15 protein-coding genes are annotated in these 18,913 nt (G+C 35.6%); 1 reads left to right on the plus strand and 14 read right to left on the minus strand.

The genetic code is table 11. The features are described 5' to 3' along the window. Positions 1-110: 110 nt before the first annotated feature. The 4 genes from Q5O30_RS02090 to Q5O30_RS02105 all read right to left on the minus strand — a co-directional run bounded on the left by Q5O30_RS02090 (position 111) and on the right by Q5O30_RS02105 (position 6,962). Positions 111-3,866, minus strand: a complete 3,756-nt coding sequence (locus tag Q5O30_RS02090; RefSeq protein WP_021952107.1) for a phosphoribosylformylglycinamidine synthase — start codon at positions 3,864-3,866, stop codon at positions 111-113. Between the two features lie 144 nt (positions 3,867-4,010). Further along, a complete protein-coding gene (locus Q5O30_RS02095; RefSeq protein WP_021952108.1) occupies positions 4,011-4,766 on the minus strand; it encodes a TIGR03915 family putative DNA repair protein in 756 nt (251 codons plus the stop codon). After that, a complete protein-coding gene (locus Q5O30_RS02100) occupies positions 4,759-6,090 on the minus strand; it encodes a putative DNA modification/repair radical SAM protein (RefSeq protein WP_021952109.1) in 1,332 nt (443 codons plus the stop codon). The genes Q5O30_RS02095 and Q5O30_RS02100 overlap by 8 nt, the downstream gene beginning before the upstream one ends. A gap of 191 nt (positions 6,091-6,281) precedes the next feature. Continuing rightward, entirely contained in the window at positions 6,282-6,962 is a 681-nt protein-coding gene (locus Q5O30_RS02105) for a hypothetical protein (protein ID WP_021952110.1), read from the minus strand. A gap of 280 nt (positions 6,963-7,242) precedes the next feature. Here Q5O30_RS02105 and Q5O30_RS02110 point away from each other — a divergent pair, with 280 nt between their 5' ends. Beyond that, on the plus strand, positions 7,243-8,046 hold the full coding sequence (locus tag Q5O30_RS02110; RefSeq protein ID WP_021952111.1) for a zinc dependent phospholipase C family protein: 804 nt from the start codon (positions 7,243-7,245) through the stop codon (positions 8,044-8,046). A gap of 191 nt (positions 8,047-8,237) precedes the next feature. Here the strand turns inward: Q5O30_RS02110 and Q5O30_RS02115 are convergent, their stop codons facing one another. From Q5O30_RS02115 to Q5O30_RS02160, 10 genes are all read right to left on the minus strand, one after another. Beyond that, positions 8,238-9,368 carry a glycoside hydrolase family 25 protein gene (locus Q5O30_RS02115; protein ID WP_021952112.1) on the minus strand — a complete coding sequence of 377 codons (1,131 nt, stop codon included), beginning with the start codon at positions 9,366-9,368 and terminating at the stop codon, positions 8,238-8,240. 70 nt (positions 9,369-9,438) lie between these two features. Continuing rightward, on the minus strand, positions 9,439-10,626 hold the full coding sequence (coaBC, locus tag Q5O30_RS02120) for a bifunctional phosphopantothenoylcysteine decarboxylase/phosphopantothenate--cysteine ligase CoaBC (protein WP_302674536.1): 1,188 nt from the start codon (positions 10,624-10,626) through the stop codon (positions 9,439-9,441). A 24-nt stretch (positions 10,627-10,650) separates the two neighbouring features. Then, positions 10,651-11,052 (minus strand): aspartate 1-decarboxylase, encoded by a 402-nt coding sequence (gene panD, locus Q5O30_RS02125; protein ID WP_021952114.1) that lies wholly within the window; start codon positions 11,050-11,052, stop codon positions 10,651-10,653. A gap of 14 nt (positions 11,053-11,066) precedes the next feature. Next, positions 11,067-11,909, minus strand: a complete 843-nt coding sequence (panC, locus tag Q5O30_RS02130; protein ID WP_021952115.1) for a pantoate--beta-alanine ligase — start codon at positions 11,907-11,909, stop codon at positions 11,067-11,069. A 12-nt stretch (positions 11,910-11,921) separates the two neighbouring features. Next, the gene (panB, locus tag Q5O30_RS02135; protein ID WP_021952116.1) at positions 11,922-12,749 is read right to left on the minus strand and encodes a 3-methyl-2-oxobutanoate hydroxymethyltransferase; all 828 of its coding nucleotides are present in this window, start codon (positions 12,747-12,749) and stop codon (positions 11,922-11,924) included. Further along, positions 12,746-13,585, minus strand: coding sequence for a Rossmann-like and DUF2520 domain-containing protein (locus tag Q5O30_RS02140; RefSeq protein WP_021952117.1), 840 nt, complete (start codon positions 13,583-13,585; stop codon positions 12,746-12,748). Before Q5O30_RS02140 ends, panB begins: the two co-directional genes overlap by 4 nt. A gap of 215 nt (positions 13,586-13,800) precedes the next feature. After that, complete coding sequence (locus Q5O30_RS02145) at positions 13,801-14,913, minus strand: ATP-binding protein (protein WP_021952118.1); 1,113 nt, start codon at positions 14,911-14,913, stop codon at positions 13,801-13,803. 116 nt (positions 14,914-15,029) lie between these two features. Beyond that, positions 15,030-15,254, minus strand: coding sequence for a hypothetical protein (locus Q5O30_RS02150; protein ID WP_021952119.1), 225 nt, complete (start codon positions 15,252-15,254; stop codon positions 15,030-15,032). Positions 15,255-15,606: 352 nt separating this feature from the next. Continuing rightward, positions 15,607-17,880: an amidase gene (locus Q5O30_RS02155; RefSeq protein ID WP_021952120.1), complete on the minus strand. Its 2,274-nt coding sequence runs from the start codon at positions 17,878-17,880 to the stop codon at positions 15,607-15,609. Positions 17,881-18,085: 205 nt separating this feature from the next. Beyond that, the coding region (locus Q5O30_RS02160) for a hypothetical protein (RefSeq protein WP_370553098.1) at positions 18,086-18,913 on the minus strand (828 nt) is incomplete at its 5' end.

Genomic DNA, 18,913 nt, shown 5'->3' on the forward strand with positions numbered 1-18,913 from the left:
CTTCGGTCTATTTCGTTTCGGGCTGCGCCCTATATAAATAAAAGTGAAAATGCTCTCTTGAAAGCAAGCTTTCATCGAGCCTTTTCACTTTTATTTATGCATGGCTTTGCTTACGAAAAGTATTCAACGCCTGATTCAAAGACTTTAAGGTCTTGTTCACCATAGATGTTTGTGGCAACTGATGTGCCTTTTCTTTCTATGTGAGCCATTTTACCTAAGCATCTTCCATCCGGACTTGTTATACCTTCTATTGCATAGTATGAACCATTTACATTCCACTCTTCATCCATTGTTGGTATACCCTGTTCGTTTACATACTGTGTTGCTACCTGACCGTTAGCAAACAATTCTTTTATGCAGCTTTCAGGTGCTACAAATCTTCCTTCTCCATGGGATGCAGGATTTACATATACACCACCTAATTCTGCTTTCTGTAACCAAGGCGACTTATTAGATACAACCTTTGTATATACCATCTTTGATACGTGACGGTTAATTGTGTTATAAGTAAGTGTTGGCGAATTAATATCCTGTCCTGTAATTTTTCCGTTAGGAACCAAGCCTAACTTTATAAGTGCCTGAAATCCATTACAAATACCTAATGCCAAACCGTCTCTCTCGTTAAGCAATTTGTGTACTGCCTCTTCAATCTTTGCATTTCTAAATGCTGTAGCAAAGAACTTAGCTGAACCGTCAGGTTCATCACCTGCACTAAATCCACCTGGGAACATAATAATCTGTGCCTGTGAAATAGCCCTTTCAAAGATATTAACTGAATCTCTGATATCTTCAGGTGTAAGGTTTTTAAATACCTTTGTTATAACATTTGCACCTGCATTTTCAAAAGCCTTAGCTGAGTCATATTCACAGTTTGTTCCCGGAAATACAGGAATAAATACTGTTGGTTTTGCTACTTTATTCTTACATACATATATGCTGCCCTTGTCATAAACAGGTGTATCTAATAATGACTTATCATTATGACTTCTTGTTGGGAATACCTTCTCTAATGGCTTCTCCCATACCTTTAATGCTTCATCCATAGGTATTGAATCGTAGCCATATTCAAATGTAGCCTTATCATTTGTTTCACCTATTAAAACATAGCTTGCTGTTATATCATCTAATTTATCTGCCGGTATTTCAGCAATAATATCACCAAATGATGGTGCGAACAAATCAGCGCCAGGTATTCTTCCGCTGATGCTTACACCAATGTTATTACCAAATGCCATCTTACTTACTGCCGGTATAATACCCTTGCTTTCAAGAGCATATGCTGAAATAATTACTCCATTCTGAATCATGTCATGAATCTTATCGTATAGCTTCATCACTTCTTCATAAACAGGCTTCTCATACTGATCTCTTACAATTTCAAATTTAACAATCTTATTACCTGCTGCTTTAAATTCAGGTGTTATAATATCTTTTTCCTTTGCAACATCCACTGCAAATGAAACCAGTGTCGGTGGTACATCAATATCATTAAATGTTCCTGACATACTATCCTTACCACCTATTGATGGTAAACCAAATCCCATCTGTGCGTCATATGCACCAAGAAGTGCTGCAAATGGCTGGCTCCAACGACGTGGTTCTTCAGTCATTCTTCTAAAGTATTCCTGGAAAGTCATACGAATCTTCTTATAATCACCACCACTGGCAACTACTTTTGCAATAGAGTCAACTACTGCGTAAATTGCCCCGTGATATGGGCTCCAACTTGAAAGATACGGATCAAATCCATAACTCATCATTGTTACCGTATCACATTTTCCTTTAAGTACAGGTAACTTTGCCACCATAGTCTGTGTTTCTGTCTTCTGGTATTTTCCACCATGTGGCATAAACACTGAACCTGCTCCAATTGAACCGTCAAACTTTTCAACAAGTCCCTTCTGTGAACATACATTTAAATCTGATAATGTTTCAAGCCACTTATCTTTTACATCATCTACAACCGGTTTCTTGAAGAAATTCTTTTCTTCATCAGGCATATCCACCTCAACTGTTGTTTCCTGATGAGCACCGTTTGTATCAAGGAAAGCTCTTGAAATATTAACAATTTCCTTTCCTCTCCATTCAAGAACCAGTCTAGGTTCTTCTGTAACGTAAGCTACAACTGTAGCTTCTAAGTTCTCTTCATTTGCATACTTAAGGAACTGTTCTACGTCATCTTTATCAACTACAACAGCCATTCTTTCCTGAGATTCTGAAATAGCTATTTCTGTCCCGTCTAATCCTGCATATTTCTTAGGAACTTTATCTAAATTTACATGAAGTCCGTCTGCCAATTCGCCAATAGCTACTGACACACCGCCGGCACCAAAGTCATTACATTTCTTAATTATGTGGCTGACCTCTTCTCTTCTAAATAATCTCTGTAACTTACGTTCTGTAGGTGCGTTACCTTTCTGTACTTCTGCACCACATGTTTCAATAGACTCTTCTGTGTGAATCTTTGATGAGCCTGTTGCTCCACCACATCCGTCACGTCCTGTTCTTCCACCAAGAAGAATAATAATATCTCCCGGATCAGATGTTAATCTCTGAACGGCACGTCTTGGGGCTGCACCCATAACTGCACCTATTTCCATTCTCTTTGCAACATAATCAGGATGATAAATTTCTTTTACCAATCCTGTTGCAAGACCTATCTGGTTTCCATATGAACTATATCCGTTAGCGGCACCCTGAACTAATTTCTTCTGTGGAAGCTTTCCGTGAAGAGTTTCACTCATTGGCTTAGTAGGATCTGCTGCTCCTGTAACACGCATAGCCTGATATACATAAGTACGTCCTGACAACGGATCTCTTATAGCTCCTCCAAGACACGTTGCTGCGCCACCAAAAGGTTCAATTTCTGTAGGATGGTTATGTGTTTCATTTTTGAAGTTTACTAACCATTCCTCTGTCTGTCCATCTACTTCTACAGGCACCACAATACTACATGCGTTAATTTCATCTGATTTTTCCTGATCATCTAACTTGCCTTCCTTCTTTAACTTTCTCATAGCTATAAGTGCTAAATCCATAAGGCATACAAACTTATCTTTTCTTTCACCAAAAACGTCTTTTCTGGTATCTAAATAACTCTCATAGGTTTTCTCAATTGGTTCATTGAAATATCCTTCATCAAACTTAACATCTGTAAGTTCAGTGTTAAATGTAGTGTGACGGCAATGGTCAGACCAATAAGTATCCAACACTCTTATTTCTGTCATGGATGGATCTCTGTTTTCTTCATTTTTGAAATAATTCTGGATATGAAGAAAATCCTTAAATGTCATAGCCAGTCCAAGGGAATCATAAAGCTCTTTAAGAGGCTTTTCTTCCATATCTTTAAATCCGTCAAATATAATAACATCTGCCGGTTCTTCAAACTCTGTAACTAAAGTTTCCGGTTTTTCCAAGCCTGTTTCTCTTGAATCTACCGGATTTATGCAGTAATTTTTAATCTGCTCAAATTCTGCATCTGATATATCGCCAACTAAAACATATGTTGTAGCTGTTTTTATAACAGGATTCTCATCCTCGTTTAAAAACTTAACACACTGTACCGCTGAATCTGCTCTCTGATCAAACTGTCCCGGCAAAAACTCAACACTAAATACTTTTGAATTTGCTTCATCATATGGGAATGTTTCTTCATAAACATCATCAACAGGCGGTTCTGAAAATACTGAAGTTAATGCCTTTTTATATGTGTCCTCTGAAAGATTTTCAACATCATATCTTACAAGAACCCTAACTTCTTTTAAACCATCAATCTCCAGATATCCTTTAATATCCTCTGTAAGTTCTTTTGCAGTAACAGCATATGGCTGTTTTTTCTCTACATACACACGTTTAACTTTGCTCATCGATTCCTCCTAGAATAGTACAATAAATCTTGTGTTATTAATTTTGCCAACCATTACAATATGGCAAAACTACTTCGGTTAGTATAACACTAAAGCAATAAAAAGTGAAGAAAATACGCTTAAATCTTTGTAATATTTGTAATATTATTTCATTTCTATCATATACTTTCGGTACCATTGTGGAAGATTTGTCTGCTGGCATTTCGGATTGTACCTTTCATCAATACCTATTGTATCAAAAAACACCTTCCATAAATCTCTGTATTCATCATCCTTTTGAAGTCCCTCAGTTACTACTTCTATATCTCTTCCTTCAACTAAAATAACCTCTGAATCATGCCTGTGAACTGCTGACTTTTTTCTTTTTGTGTCATATATAATCCAGTCTTCTCCTGGAAATCTGTTTTTAAAATGCTCTGTTAAAAGAGGAATAACATCACACTTAGGCTCAATTTTTCCAAATAAAACTCCTCCCCTCAATTCATCAAATCTAATAAATCCCTTATATAAATGTGCCTCATTTACTGCTTTTCTGCTTAATTCCATAACCCGCATCACATACTCATTTCCCAGCATTTTAGTTACCTTTGCCCCAACATTATATCCAACTTTCAGGAAACCGAAAACGGCATCCCCCCGGTCTTCTTCATAATGCATGCATGCTCTGAAAACCATCGTATATGCCTCTAATGATATCTTTACCCTGATAGACTTAGCTACCTTTACCGCCTTTTCCAAATCTGTCTCAACAGGCACAAATTGAGAGAAAAATGTAGGTGCGTAATTTTCCCCCGGATGTATGCTCACATTGTATCCTCTATTCATATATACCCAGCCGTCATAAACGGCAGTCATTATTCCATCAAAACTTTCATGGCAAACTAACGTAATATTATTCATTAACTCTCACTCCCATATCCATAAGGGTCATCTGCTTATATGTTGTATCCTGCTCTATAGCGTATGTCTGCCTTTTATCTGTATCTGCAAGACTTCTGGCTATAAAATCCTGATTCATATTAAGAGGAAACATAGTTTTCCCGTTGCAGGTAATAAAATAAGCTGCCCTTTTTAATACAACTCCCATCTTTTTCAAACTTTCAAAATTAAGATTGTTATATCTCCTTGCTGATGTAATTCTTTTAGCTGACTTTACTCCAATTCCCGGAACCCTCAACAATGTATAATAATCTGCCCTCATAATTTCCACCGGAAACCGCTCCAGATGATTTACTGCCCAGTCACATTTTGGGTCTAAAACCACGTTAAAATTAGGTCTTTTTTCATTTAAAAGTTCATTTACCATAAAACCGTAATATCTTAAAAGCCAGTCTGCCTGATACAGCCTGTGTTCCCGCAAAAGCGGATTAGTACCTACCGGTGCAGGTGCATCAATGTTATGATTTACATTAACAAATGCTGAATAAAACACCCTCTTCATCTTGTATTCCTTATACATATATTCTGTTACAGACATTAGCTGATAATCTGTCTCAGGAGTTGCCCCGATAATCATCTGGGTGCTCTGACCTGCCGGAACAAACTTAGACTTCATCTTGTTACCCCTTCTTGTAACAAGACTGTATCCATCATTCACCGGGGCAATAAGATTTCCGCTTCCAGCCTGTATCTGCCGCATAGGTGCAAGTATATTCTTCTGATTCTTATTAGGAGCCAGTGCTTTTAGACTCTCCTTAGTAGGTAACTCCAGATTAGTGCTCATTCTGTCTGCTAAAAATCCTATTTTTTCAATGATTTCCGGCGAAGCTCCGGGAATTGCCTTTACATGAATGTATCCGAAAAAATGATGTTCATTACGAAGCTTCCACAGTGTTTCATATATAAGTCCCATAGTAAAATCAGGGCTTTTTAAAATGCCTGAGCTTAAAAAAAGACCTTCAATATAGTTTCTTCTGTAAAATTCCATGGTCAGCCTACACACTTCATCCGGTGTAAAAGAAGCCCTCTTCACATCATTAGACTTTCTGTTAATGCAATATTTACAATCATAAATACATTCATTTGTATATAAAATTTTTAATAAAGAAACACATCTTCCGTCTGAAGCAAAAGTATGACAAATGCCACAGGCATGGGCATCTCCCATACCCTTACCTTTATTATTCCTGTCAACGCCACTGCTGGTGCAGGCAACATCATACTTGGCTGCATCTGTAAGAATTTTTAATTTTTCTGAAATGGTCATGTCCTGCTGTATTTCCATTGTCTGCTCCTTTTTCTCGAACATTTGTTCTGTTTCGTTTAGTATATCCCATTTTGAAATATAAATCAAGCCCAAAAATTTGGAAATTCAAATTTATAAACATTCCCCGTCCGGATACAAAAATACCGGTCTTCAATATATTTGAAAACCGGTACCTGTAGTTTTTATGTTTTTTCCTAATTCACAGTGTCCTACTCTTTTATGCCGTATACGCATTTTACAAATTTTACTGCCGCCTCTTTATTTTTAGAGAATTCCGGAAAAGCTATAACTGCATCCTTGTAATTATCACTGTAACCCTTGTAAAATTCAGTATCAGATATATCAAGTCCATATACTACACCGTCATTTTTATCCTTGTCTGTTTCTTTTTCAAACCTGGCATACACAAAATATGGTTCCAATTTCTTGTATAAATCCTCCGGCAACACATCCTTTACCCCAACAAGAAAACCTTCACTTTTTACCCATAAAAGTGAGCTTCTGTCAGTAATAATTACATCCATTTCTTTTGCTGACTGAACACTCATAAATCTAATGGATGAGCCTGCATCAATGCGGTTGTAACCGTATTCATCTGACATTTTAAAACCATATCCCGTGTCCACTTTAATATCATTTTTTTTGCAACCTGTGTACTCGGAATACTTTTCCTTAACACGATCCTCTATTTTTTCGTTATTTAAGTCATTAAACACTGCACAGTACAATGGTTTTCTATTATTTGTTGCCACTCCATGTATTATTGCCGTCCCAAGGGCAATGGACAGAACCACAATAGTAATTCTTAATTTATAAAATTCCCAAATATATTGAATTTTTGCCGTAAATGATAATGCTCTAAATTTATCTGACATTAATTTTCCTGACATTTTTTCTCCAATCGTAACATATAATAAAATGAATTTTCACATACAAATAATTCGGTTAAATACATTCATTAACCTGATAATTTTCATTTAATTTTTCATTAATCAGGCTCCGCTAAATGTTCTACCCTGTCAAAGCTATTTATTTACTGTACAATATTGTCTGCTAAAATGCAACTGACATACTTAATGTTTTATCCAAATACAACCTGCAAATTTTAATGTTTTATCTTCTTTCCTTATGTGTTAAACTAAGGTAAAGTTATTTTATGGGGGTGATTTTATGCCATCAACTTATGCACATAATAAATTTGGCAAATTAGTCATTGCCAAATTATCTGGCGACACAAAAGATATTATACGAAAATTTCCTGACTCCTTCCGCATAGGACTTCAAGGACCGGATTTTCTGTTTTTTTACAGAGCATTTTATATTAATAAAATAAACCAGACTGGTGTTAAACATCATAGGCAGGATGTTTATGATTTTATGGAACATGCTGTTTCCGTTATAAAAAAATATGGCAAAAACAGCCCTGAATATAGTTATATTTTGGGATTTATATGCCATTTTACCCTTGACTGCAATTGCCATCCTTATGTAAATAAATTTATGGAAATAACAGGCTGCGGTCATGTTGAAATAGAGGGTGACTTAGAACATCTTATGATATCAAAGGATAATTATATCCCCCAATATTACCCTATGGATTACCTTATTCCTGCAAACAGGGAAACTGCATTAAGCATGGTTTCATTTTATGAAAATTTATCTTCTAAAATTATTTTAGAAAGTCTTAAATGGATGAAATTTTTAAAAAGATTTTTTGTAGCTCCGGGATTTTTCAAAAGACATCTCATAGATACCTGTTTCCATATGACTATGAATTATAAAAAACTAAACGGTCACGTTATTAAACCAGGTATTAACAAAAAATGCAGACAGCAAACAAAATTTTTATATAAAGTTCTGAGGAATTCCGTTAAAAATGCCGTATTTTTAATTAATGATTTCAATAACGCAGTAGAACGCGACACTTCTTTATCAAATGAATTTCATAAAGATTTTAATGGAAATCCCTATTAGGAATCAATTCTGTAACTTCGGGCTGTGGCTTTAACGATTTATAATCCTTAGAGCCCGGCTCTTTATTTATTTGATTTTACGCAAAAAATCTCCGGCTTCTAAGTTTTAAAACCTGAAAACGGAGATTTCTATTTTACCATTCTATTTTTCCTTTGTTTCCTTACTCCTACTTTTCCCCTATTTCTGCTTCACTATTTTACTCTTACCTTCTTAACCTTACTCCACTTCTTTGAATATACCTTTTTCTTTCCATCCATTTTGTAAGCTTTAACTCTAAAATAATATACTTTTTTGGACTTTAATTTCTTTATGGTAAGAACATTTTTTGTGGTTGTTTTTGTTTTGGTATTTTTTTTCTTAAAGGATTTAACAGTGGAATATTGTATCTGATATCCTTTTATTCCTTTAACTTTTTTGATGCTTATCTTAGCACTTTTCTTTCCTTTGGCAAGCTTGCTGATGGTGGAAGTTTTTGGTGCAGTAACCTTAACTGCCGGCTTAGTTGTTGGCTTTTCAGTTGCCGGTTCAATTATAGGCTTATAATTTCTTGCATTGTATGTACTATCTCTTACCGGTGCCAACCAGAAATTAATATCACACTTTCCATTTACACCAGCCACTGTTCCTGACTCCGTATATTGCCACATTTCATAATTATAACCAAAGTTTGTTCCCACATTGTTATATTGTGCAACCCACTTAAAATAATTAGGATTTGTAGCCACTTTGCTCTCTATTCTATTAATCCACCAGTCTAAATTAGAATATACTCCACATTCATAACCCTGCTTCATTATTTCCTTAGAAAAAGTGTCTATTAATTCTGTAATCTGTGACTTAGTAAGCTTCTTCTGAACATCAGCCTCCACATCATAATATATAGGAAAGCTTAATTTATGACCGTCAACAAGTCTTAAAACGTGTTTTGCCTCACTTAATGCCATTTCTTTAGTAGTAGCATAGGAATAAATATACACACCATATGGAATGTTATTATCTTCGCAACCTTTCACATTTTGCTGCCAATATTTATCGTCCTGATTGGTCTGATCATTGCCGTATCCGCATCGTATAATGGCATAATCTATATCACTTTCAGCTACTGTTTTCCAATCTATGTTGCCGTTGTAATGACTTACGTCAATACCTTTCATAGTTGCACCTTTTATTATGTCACCATTTCCATTTACAAACTGTCCATTTTCATTTTTAGTCCATGGAGCAGTTGCCGCAAAAACAGTTCCCGTGCCAATGGTTATGCAACCTATAAGAACCGCCAGTGTCACAATGGCTGATAACATTTTATATACAATATTCTTCATGTAAAATCCTTTCCACAAATCCTAATATAATTTTTTCAGAAATCTATCTTCCTCAAAAATCCGCCTACCATTACAACCTTCCAACAATCTCACTTATAATATCATATGCCACCTTTTCCTTAGACTCAATAGGAAGTTCATTTGCGCCATCCTCTGTTATGATTGTTACTACATTAGTGTCTGTTCCAAAACCGGCACCTGATACCTTTAAGTTGTTGGCACAAATCATATCCAGATTCTTCTTTTTAAGTTTTGCCTTGGAATTTTCAATCATATTTTCTGTTTCCATTGAAAATCCACACATAAACTGTTTTGTCTTTTTAGCAGACATTGTTCCTAAAATATCATCTGTGCGCTGCAACTCAATGACAGCATCCTTATCCTGCTTTTTGATTTTTTCTAAAGCCACTGTTTTTGGCCGATAATCAGCTACGGCTGCACTCATAATTACAATATCCTGATTTTCAAATTCACCATTAACTGCATTAAACATTTCCTTTGCACTGTAGGCTTCAACTATTTTTACAAAATCAGGCTTTTTAATGTATGTTTTTCCTGTAACCAAGGTAACATCTGCACCACGAAGCATGGCAATTTTTGCCAGGGCATATCCCATCTTTCCTGTGGAATGATTACTTATAAATCTCACAGGGTCAATTTTTTCCATGGTAGGACCCGCAGTAATTAAAACCTTCTTTCCCTTTAAGTCCTTTTCAAAAGCAACTTCCTTAATAATATAACTTTCTAAAACCTCCGGGTCAGGCATTTTCCCTGCTCCCACATCTCCACATGCAAGATATCCGCTATCAGGCTCTATTACTTCGTAACCATAGTTTTTTAACTTTGCTATGTTGTCCTGAACAATAGGATTTTCAAACATGTTGGTATTCATTGCAGGCGATATGATTTTATGGCATTTAGCTGCCATAATAGTAGTTGTAAGCATATCATCTGCTATTCCATTTGCTATTTTGCCTATAACATTGGCACTGGCAGGAGCCACCATAAATACATCTGCCGCCTTTGCCAATGAAACATGTTCCACGCTAAATTCAAAATTTCTGTCAAAGGTATCCACAAGACACTTATTTCCCGTAAGGGTTTCAAAAGTTATGGGATTAATAAAATTTGTGGCATTTTTCGTCATAATAACGTGAACCTTTGCCCCTTTTTTTACCAGCATACTGGCTAAATTAGCTATTTTATAAGCTGCAATACTGCCTGTAACTCCCAATACAACTGTTTTATTCTGCAATATTTTATCCATACAAAACTCCATTAACTATGCTTCCTTCATTATGTCAAACAACTTACCGTGCTTTTCATAATTTGTAAGCCTTGTCATCTTATTATCATCATCCACAAAAACAACCTTAGGCTTATTTTTCTTTGCTTCCTCAGGTGTCATTTGTGCATAACACATAATAATGATTTTATCTCCAATATTCACCATGTGAGCTGCTGCCCCGTTAAGACAAATCATTCCTGAATTTCTCTCACCGGCAATAACATAAGTTTCAAATCTGTTGCCATTGTTTACATCGGCTATCTGTACCTTTTCGTATTCATATATTCCTGCAGCTTCCATCAACGCCTCATCTACGGTTATGCTACCTACATAATCAAGCTCTGACTGAACTACTGTTGCTCTATGAATCTTACTTTTTAACATATTTATCTGCATATATTCTCCTTCATTTACCCTAAAATATAATTGTCAATTAATCTTGTTTTTCCAATATATACTGCCATGGCAATAAGCATTGGTGCCTTTATTTCCTTCTGCTGCTGCATTGTTAAACCATTTACCGCCTTAACGTAATCAATTTTTGCCAAAGGTTCCTTTTCAATGTTTTCCTTCATTTTTGACACAACAACATCTGCGTCTGTCTCTCCATCAGCAATAAGCTTCTTACATAATTCCACTGTCTGGCTTAATATTAATGCTGCCTTTCTCTCTTCCGGTGAAAGATATGTGTTTCTTGAGCTTTTTGCAAGGCCGTCTTCTTCCCTTACAATAGGGCATCCGATAACTTCAATGTCCATATTTAAATCCTGCACCATATGTTTAATTATGGCTAACTGCTGAGCATCCTTTTCTCCAAAATAAGCACGATCAGGCTGTACAATATTAAATAATTTATTTACAACAGTACATACACCTCTGAAATGTACCGGTCTGCTAAGTCCACATAATTCTTCTGTAAGCACTGACATATCTACATATGTGCTAAAGTCATCGTGATACATTTCTGATGGTTCCGGATGGAATATTAAATCTGCCCCAAGGCTTTCACAATATTTACTGTCTTTTTCCAAATCTCTCGGATAACTTTCTAAGTCCTCAGTGGGACCAAACTGCATAGGGTTTACAAAAATACTTACTACAACTCTGTCATTGTTGTTTCTTGCAGCTGTAATAAGGCTTCCGTGTCCCTCGTGTAAATATCCCATAGTAGGCACAAATCCTACTGTTTCTCCATTTTTCTTCCACTGTTTTACATAATCTCTTACTTCTTTAACTGTTGTTACAACCTTCATTTTTTTATCTCCTTAATATAATTTATCAATTATCTCATCATCAATTTTGTATGTGTTTTCTTCCTTCGGAAAGCTTCCATCACCAACTGCATTGATGTAATCTGTAAATGCCTGTTTCATTACTTCACCTACATTGGCAAACTGTCTTACAAATTTTGGAACATAGTCTGTAAACATTCCCAACATATCCTGATATACCAATACCTGTCCGTCACATCCGTTTCCGGCACCAATTCCAATAGTTGGAATATCAAGCATTTCCGTAATTTTTGTTGCCAACTTGGCTGGAACTGCTTCAAGAACAACCATGGTAGCTCCTGCTGCCTGTACCGCCTTTGCATCTTCAATTAATTTTCTTGCAGCAGCTTCCGTTTTTCCCTGTACCTTAAAACCGCCAAATGCATTAATTGACTGAGGTGTAAGTCCAATGTGGGCGCAAACAGGAATTGAAGCCTTAACTATTGCTTCTATCTGTGGTACAACCTCCACGCCACCTTCTAATTTAACCATGTTAGCGTGTCCTTCCTTCATAAGTCTGCCTGCATTTACCACTGCATCATAAACTGATGTCTGATAGGACATAAATGGCATATCACAAACTAATAAAGTATTCTTAAGACCTCTTGATACCGCTGCGCTGTGGTGAATCATATCCTCCATTGTAACCTGTATGGTATCTTCATAGCCAAGCATTGTATTTCCCAATGAGTCTCCCACTAAAATAGTGTTTACCCCTACTTCTTCCATTAACTTGGCTGTTGAATAATCATAACATGTAAGCATTGTTATTTTGTTTCCATCTTTTTTCTGCTGTAAAAGTGTATTTACTGTATTCTTCATTTCAAAATCTCCTCTATTTTACTATAATCTCTATCCTTATTTTTTCTTTTGGCAACCTCTAACACCTGACGGGACACTGCAATATATGTTTCCCTGTCATTTCCACTAATTGTCGCTAAATGCTTTTTAATGGTATCCGCATCTCCACGCTCTATAGGGCCTGTAAGTGCTTCTACCACACCATTATTTAATATGTGTTTTATATTGCCCCACACTATAGGTGCTAAGGCATCTCCTGCCTCGTCTCTTTCAAATCCGCATTCCATCAGCAGTTTTTCACTTAAATCAATAAGACCTACCACAAGGTTGCTTGCTATTGCTGCTGCCGCATGATACTTAACCTTATCCTTTGCAGAAATAATGCATATCTTATTTCCCATTTTTTCAAATATCTGTCTTATTTCACCTATTTTTTCCGGTGAACCTTCTATTGTAAAATAACTGTTGGAAAGCTCCTTGTATGAATTGTATCTGTCACTTACTGCAAAGAGCGGATGGATAGAATAACCGAAACCTCCCAGTTCCGATATATCCGAAAAGACTTTTGATGATAAAGCGCCACTACAATGGCACACAACTTTTCCACTAATACCTGTTTTCTTTACCTGATTCCAGACCTTCTCAATTGCTCCGTCAGGAACCGTCAAAAACAAGACATCACTATCTCTTACTAAATCCTCAATATTTTTATAAACTGATGACTTTGTAAATTTTGACGCTTCTAAGGCGTCTTCCTTAAACTCACTATAATAGCCGACTACTTCCATTTCATTGTCAGCTAAATATTTTCCCAGGGAAAATCCGACTTTCCCTGCTCCTATAAATCCAAATTTCATGGGCATCCCTCCTTAACATAATTAATTTCGGGACAATGAGTCTCATTCTAAAAGATATGAGCTGCGCTCACTAGTTTATAGTGAAAAAATAATTATATCGGTATAGTTTCTTTTCTGAATACTATCCGGAGATAAATTTATCACAATAAGGTATTTTATGCAACAAAAAAAGGGAAGTAATTGGCCAATTATTTTCACTAATTACTTCCCATATTTTAATAGTTGTCTAAGAAGTTGTGCTTAACTCCTTTGCTTTTGTATGCGATTACCGTATCAAGATTTACATTTTCAACGCTCTTAAAAATATTCCCCTCCACATATGGATTGGTTTCTTTCATGGTCTTAATAAGCTGCTTTATTTCTAAACGTTTTGATGTATTTTCTCCGTTATTACACGTGGTGCAGGTATCTGTAAACTTGCATGCACACTGAATAAAATGAAGGTCATTGTAATCACGCCATGCTTTTATGTCATCCTCCCTCACTAAATACAAAGGTCTTATAAGCTCCATTCCTTCAAAATTGGTACTATGAAGTTTCGGCATCATAGTCTGCACCTGTGAACCGTAAAGCATACCCATAAGTATTGTTTCAATTACATCATCGTAATGGTGTCCCAATGCAATTTTGTTACAGCCTAATTCCTTTGCCTTATTGTAAAGATGACCTCTACGCATTCTTGCACATATATAGCAAGGTGATTTTTCTATGTTAAACACTGACTCAAATATATCTGATTCAAATATTGTAACAGGAATATTTAATTTTTTTGCATTACCTTCAATTATCTTCCTGTTAGCAGGACTATATCCCGGATCCATAACCAGGTATTCCACGTCAAAATCAAATTTACTGTGTCTTTTTAATTCCTGAAAAAGCTTTGCCATAAGCATTGAATCTTTTCCTCCGGAAATACACACTGCAATCTTATCTCCCGGCAGTACCAGCTGATATTGATTTATTGCCTTTGTAAATTTGCTCCAAATCTTTTTTCTAAACTTCTTCTGAATACTTTTTTCTATGTCTCCTGCCACGGTGTCTTTATTCAGCCTTTCAAGAAGCCACGCCTGATATCCGCCTTCTAAATTGTATGCATTGTAGCCCTTCTGACAAAGATTTTCTGCCACTTCTTCGCTGATTTGTCCCATTTTACAGCAGATAATAATTTTTTTATCCCTGTACTTTTTCGCCTCTTCTTCCACATCTTCCGGCTTTACATTAAGTGCTCCCGGTATGTATCCATGCATATAGGCAATGTTATCTCTTATGTCAAATATAATGTACTTGCTTATCTCTAATCCCTCTAACTGCTGAATGTTTATGTTCATCTTGTCCACCTTAATTGATTTAGTATATGACTTTCCTCCTTCAAATCTGTTATATATATTATCATATTTTAAAAATATTATACAATACTTTCTATTATGAAATTTATCTCCCCAATTTATCTCCTGATTTTAACCTTCTTCACTTTTGACCACTTCTTTGAATAAATCTTTATCTTTCCTTTAAGTACATAAGACTTTGCCCTAACGTAAAGTTTCTTTTTGTTCTTAAGTTTTTTGCCCTTAATTGTAAAGGATACTTTCTTTACATATTTCTTTACAAGAACTTTTTTAAACTTCTTAGATTTAGAAATCTGTACATAATATCCCTTGGCTTTTTTCACTTTCTTAAGACTTATTTTGATTTTTGATGAAGATTTCTTCTTTATGGCTTTTTTTACTTTCGCTATACCAGGTCTTACTACTTTGGTAAATTGTGATTTTTCTTCATTAATTTTTATTTTAATGCTACCTGTATTAGTCTTCCCACCATTTCCGTCATCAAATGTTGCACCGGCATAATTTGCATTACCATTAAAACTGTAGATTAATTCATTTTGTTATCCGCCACCCCAAACTTCGTAATGCAATTGAAAACTTTATACCACCTATAACGGAAGAATAAAGTAGAACCCATATCAGTCATAAGCTGACATGGGTTCCTTTTGTATTTTTAAATTCTAATTTTTAAGTTTTCTATTTCTTTATTTTTATTGTTTTAACAGCTGACCATGCCCCGTATTTTTTAGAAGTGCCGTTTTTAACATATGCTCTCACCTTAACATAATACTTCTTATTCTTTTTCAGATTCTTAATGTTAAAAGTTGTTTTAGCAGTGTAAATGGTCTTAGTAGTTTTTTTGCTAAACTTTGTTCCTGTAGAGTATTTTACCTCATATCCTTTTGCTCCTGAAAGCTTTTTAAGACTGAGTTTAACACTCTTGTTGTTTTTAGCTCTTGTAATCTTTGTGATTTTTCCCTTACCTGGTGCCTTAACCACCTTCACTGTTTTAACATTTTCATCTAAAACATCCATTACCTTATCATATGCTTTTGCCAAATCATATGCCGCGCTGTAAGTTGCATACACATCACTTTCATCTACATCTGCTGCCTTAGCATACTTATTAATCATTACCTGAATTTTACCCTGTGGATAAACAGTGTAATTATCATAATTTATTGTATCAACCTTTTCCATAAGGTTATCTAAATATTTATCCAGGTCTTTATCCTCTAATGCCGGTGTAGTATAAGGTGCTGTTCTTATGTTATCATATCCTGATGTTTCCTGATAACCGTAAGCTATCTCTATTAACTCTTTTTCGTTGCCATAGCTTGTAAAGAGATTAAAGCCCATGGGCATATCTTTATCATATCCCAAAGTTTCATATGTATCACATAATCCCATTGGAACAGCCATTTCCGGTAATCCTGCTGTTGGTCCGAAATGACTTGTATAATTTGCAGAGTTTGCATAACTTGCATTCTGTGAATCAGCCTCTTTATTAGCAGGCTGTGTATAAGGCACAAACATAACTGCATCAATGCCATTGTCTTTAAGTATTTTATTTACTTCATTTCTAAACTTAAGCCTGTTTGTAACTGCATTTGTGTAACTTTCTAATGACCTTGGATTAGTCATTTCTGCTAGTGAAGTTGCAGGATTTCTTACATATACATTAGTATAATCCACACCATAAGTGTAATTTGTTACTAAATCATACACTGATTTAATTGGTGCATTTTCTCCTAATGAAGCAAAGTAATTATTTAAATCCCATTCAAATACGTTTCCTACTCCTGTATTAGAACGAAGAGACGTTATTAATGAATCAGGAAGAATTTCTGACATATCGACTAATTCTGCTCCGCCCTTCTTCAAATTACTTTTAGCTCTTTCTACTATCTTTTTCATGCATGTTGCTGTTTCTTTTGGATTTTCCACTGCCTCACCTTTGTTGTTATAATAATATCCAAATGAATTCTGAAGGTATCCTATTTTCTTTCCTTTAAGTCCATCTGCCTTTAGATATGATGTATAACCATCTGCCGGTATCATGCTGTCTGAATCTTTAGTCCATGAATCATTGCTATCGGTTCCTGCCATTACGCTTAACATAAGTGCCAAATCCTGTGCACTTCTGCATAGCGGTCCTGCAATATCATTATCAAGACTTAATGGAACTATTCCATCTCTTGATGTAAGTCCTAAAGACACTCTTAAACCAAAAAGGTTATTCATGGTAGACGGTGCTCTTACTGATGAACCGGTGTCTGTTCCAAGACCTGCTGCAGCAAAGTTTGAAGTTATTGCCACACCGGTACCACCTGATGAACCGGCCGGAGTTCTTGTTGTATCATATGGATTATGTACCGCACCGCCTATTGTACTTCTTGAGTTTCTTCCACTTGATGCAAATTCTGACATATTTGCCTTTGCCAAAATAATTGCCCCTGCGTCCTTTAACTTTTTAACTACAAATGCATCATCCGGTGCAATGGAGTTCATTAAAGCCTTACACCCTGCGGTTGTAGGTAATCCTCCAACATCATAATTATCTTTTACTATAATTGGGATTCCATGTAATTTACCCTTTATGTTTCCTTTTGCTCTTTCCTTATCTAACTCTTCTGCCTGAGCTACCGCATCAGGATTTATGGATATTATTGAATTAAGTTCTAATTGCTTATCATATGCATTAATTCGGTCAATATACATTTCCACTAATTCCTTAGATGTAACCTGTCCCTTTTCCATTGCCTGTGTCAGTTCACTTATGGTCGCATCCATTAAATCAATGGTTGTAAACATATTTTCCAACTTTGCCACTTCACTTGGTGTTTCAACCTTTTCAGTTCCGTATACCTGATTAGAATTAATATCTAACGCCGGAATTGATGTAGTTGCCAATGCCAATGAAAGTGCTAACGCCCCAAACATTCTCGTAAATCTTCTGTGCTTTCTCATGATTCTTCCTCCTGGCTTGTATTTTGATGCAGAAAAAAAGGGAGCTATAAAAAACTTATAACTCCCTTGCTACATCATAGCCACAATTATATCATCATTTTTTTGTTTGTCATCACTAAACCGCATTATTGTTAAAAAATTAACCAAACTGTTTATTAAATAACAAATTTACATATGATTAAAAGTATCTATCCTGATTTTTTAATTATTTTGCTGTTGTTTCTTCAGCTGTTGTTGCCTCTGCTGTTGTAGCTGCTTCTGTTGAAGCCGGCTCTGTAGTAGGTGCTGAACCCTTTTCTACCTTAACATTATCAGCAATAATATCAATAATCTGCTGCATAGCTACCACATACTTTAAGCTGTCTGTACCGTAGCTTGCACCATAGTATGAATCATACTGTGCTTCTAATGACTCAACCTCCGTAGAATACTGCTTTGCAAGTTCTTTTGTCTTTTCAGCGTAAATCTTGTCAAAGTCTACACCCTCTTTTTTAAGGATTGCAAATGGAATCATCTTAGCCTTCATAGCTTTCTTAACATCATCATCCCAGTCTTTGTCTGACATGCTACATGCTTCCTTATATGACTTTAAGTCTGTGTTGTAATTTGACTGGATAAATGATTCAAATAATGATTCATATTCAGTAATTGATTTGTCATTGTATTTAGTTACCTTACACTTATCAACATATGATTCCCAAACGCCGTTCATAATCTTGTTGTTTCTTAAATTCTTCTTTAAGTAATCCTTGTATTCTGAAACCGTTGTAAGCTTCTCTGTGCTGTAATTTTCTTTTACAAACTTATCATTAAGTTCAGGCTTTACTTTTTTCTGAAGTGATTTTACAGTAAATGTAAACCAAACATCTTTTCCTGATAAATCAACATTTTTTCCATCAATCTGAGTTGTTTTGCCATAATTTGATGGGAATTTAAGTTTCTTTGTAAACTTGTCTCCAACCTTATGACCCTTTAATGCTGCAACGAAACCATCAATCATTGTGCTTCCGCCTACTGTTGATGTAGCCATATC

The sequence above is a fragment of the Eubacterium sp. CAG:161 genome, assembly GCF_000432355.1.
In the GTDB taxonomy this organism is placed as follows: domain Bacteria; phylum Bacillota; class Clostridia; order Lachnospirales; family Lachnospiraceae; genus Eubacterium_G; species Eubacterium_G segne.

Coding starts and splice junctions, on each gene's coding strand:
- panC (WP_021952115.1), bottom strand. CDS start 11,909: ATGAAGGTTGTAACAACAGTTAAAGAAGTAAGAGATTATGTAAAACAG.
- Q5O30_RS02145 (WP_021952118.1), bottom strand. CDS start 14,913: ATGAACATAAACATTCAGCAGTTAGAGGGATTAGAGATAAGCAAGTAC.
- Q5O30_RS02090 (WP_021952107.1), bottom strand. CDS start 3,866: ATGAGCAAAGTTAAACGTGTGTATGTAGAGAAAAAACAGCCATATGCT.
- Q5O30_RS02115 (WP_021952112.1), bottom strand. CDS start 9,368: ATGAAGAATATTGTATATAAAATGTTATCAGCCATTGTGACACTGGCG.
- Q5O30_RS02095 (WP_021952108.1), bottom strand. CDS start 4,766: ATGAATAATATTACGTTAGTTTGCCATGAAAGTTTTGATGGAATAATG.
- panB (WP_021952116.1), bottom strand. CDS start 12,749: ATGAAGAATACAGTAAATACACTTTTACAGCAGAAAAAAGATGGAAAC.
- Q5O30_RS02105 (WP_021952110.1), bottom strand. CDS start 6,962: ATGTCAGGAAAATTAATGTCAGATAAATTTAGAGCATTATCATTTACG.
- Q5O30_RS02110 (WP_021952111.1), top strand. CDS start 7,243: ATGCCATCAACTTATGCACATAATAAATTTGGCAAATTAGTCATTGCC.
- Q5O30_RS02100 (WP_021952109.1), bottom strand. CDS start 6,090: ATGGAAATACAGCAGGACATGACCATTTCAGAAAAATTAAAAATTCTT.
- panD (WP_021952114.1), bottom strand. CDS start 11,052: ATGCAGATAAATATGTTAAAAAGTAAGATTCATAGAGCAACAGTAGTT.
- Q5O30_RS02155 (WP_021952120.1), bottom strand. CDS start 17,880: ATGAGAAAGCACAGAAGATTTACGAGAATGTTTGGGGCGTTAGCACTT.
- Q5O30_RS02140 (WP_021952117.1), bottom strand. CDS start 13,585: ATGAAATTTGGATTTATAGGAGCAGGGAAAGTCGGATTTTCCCTGGGA.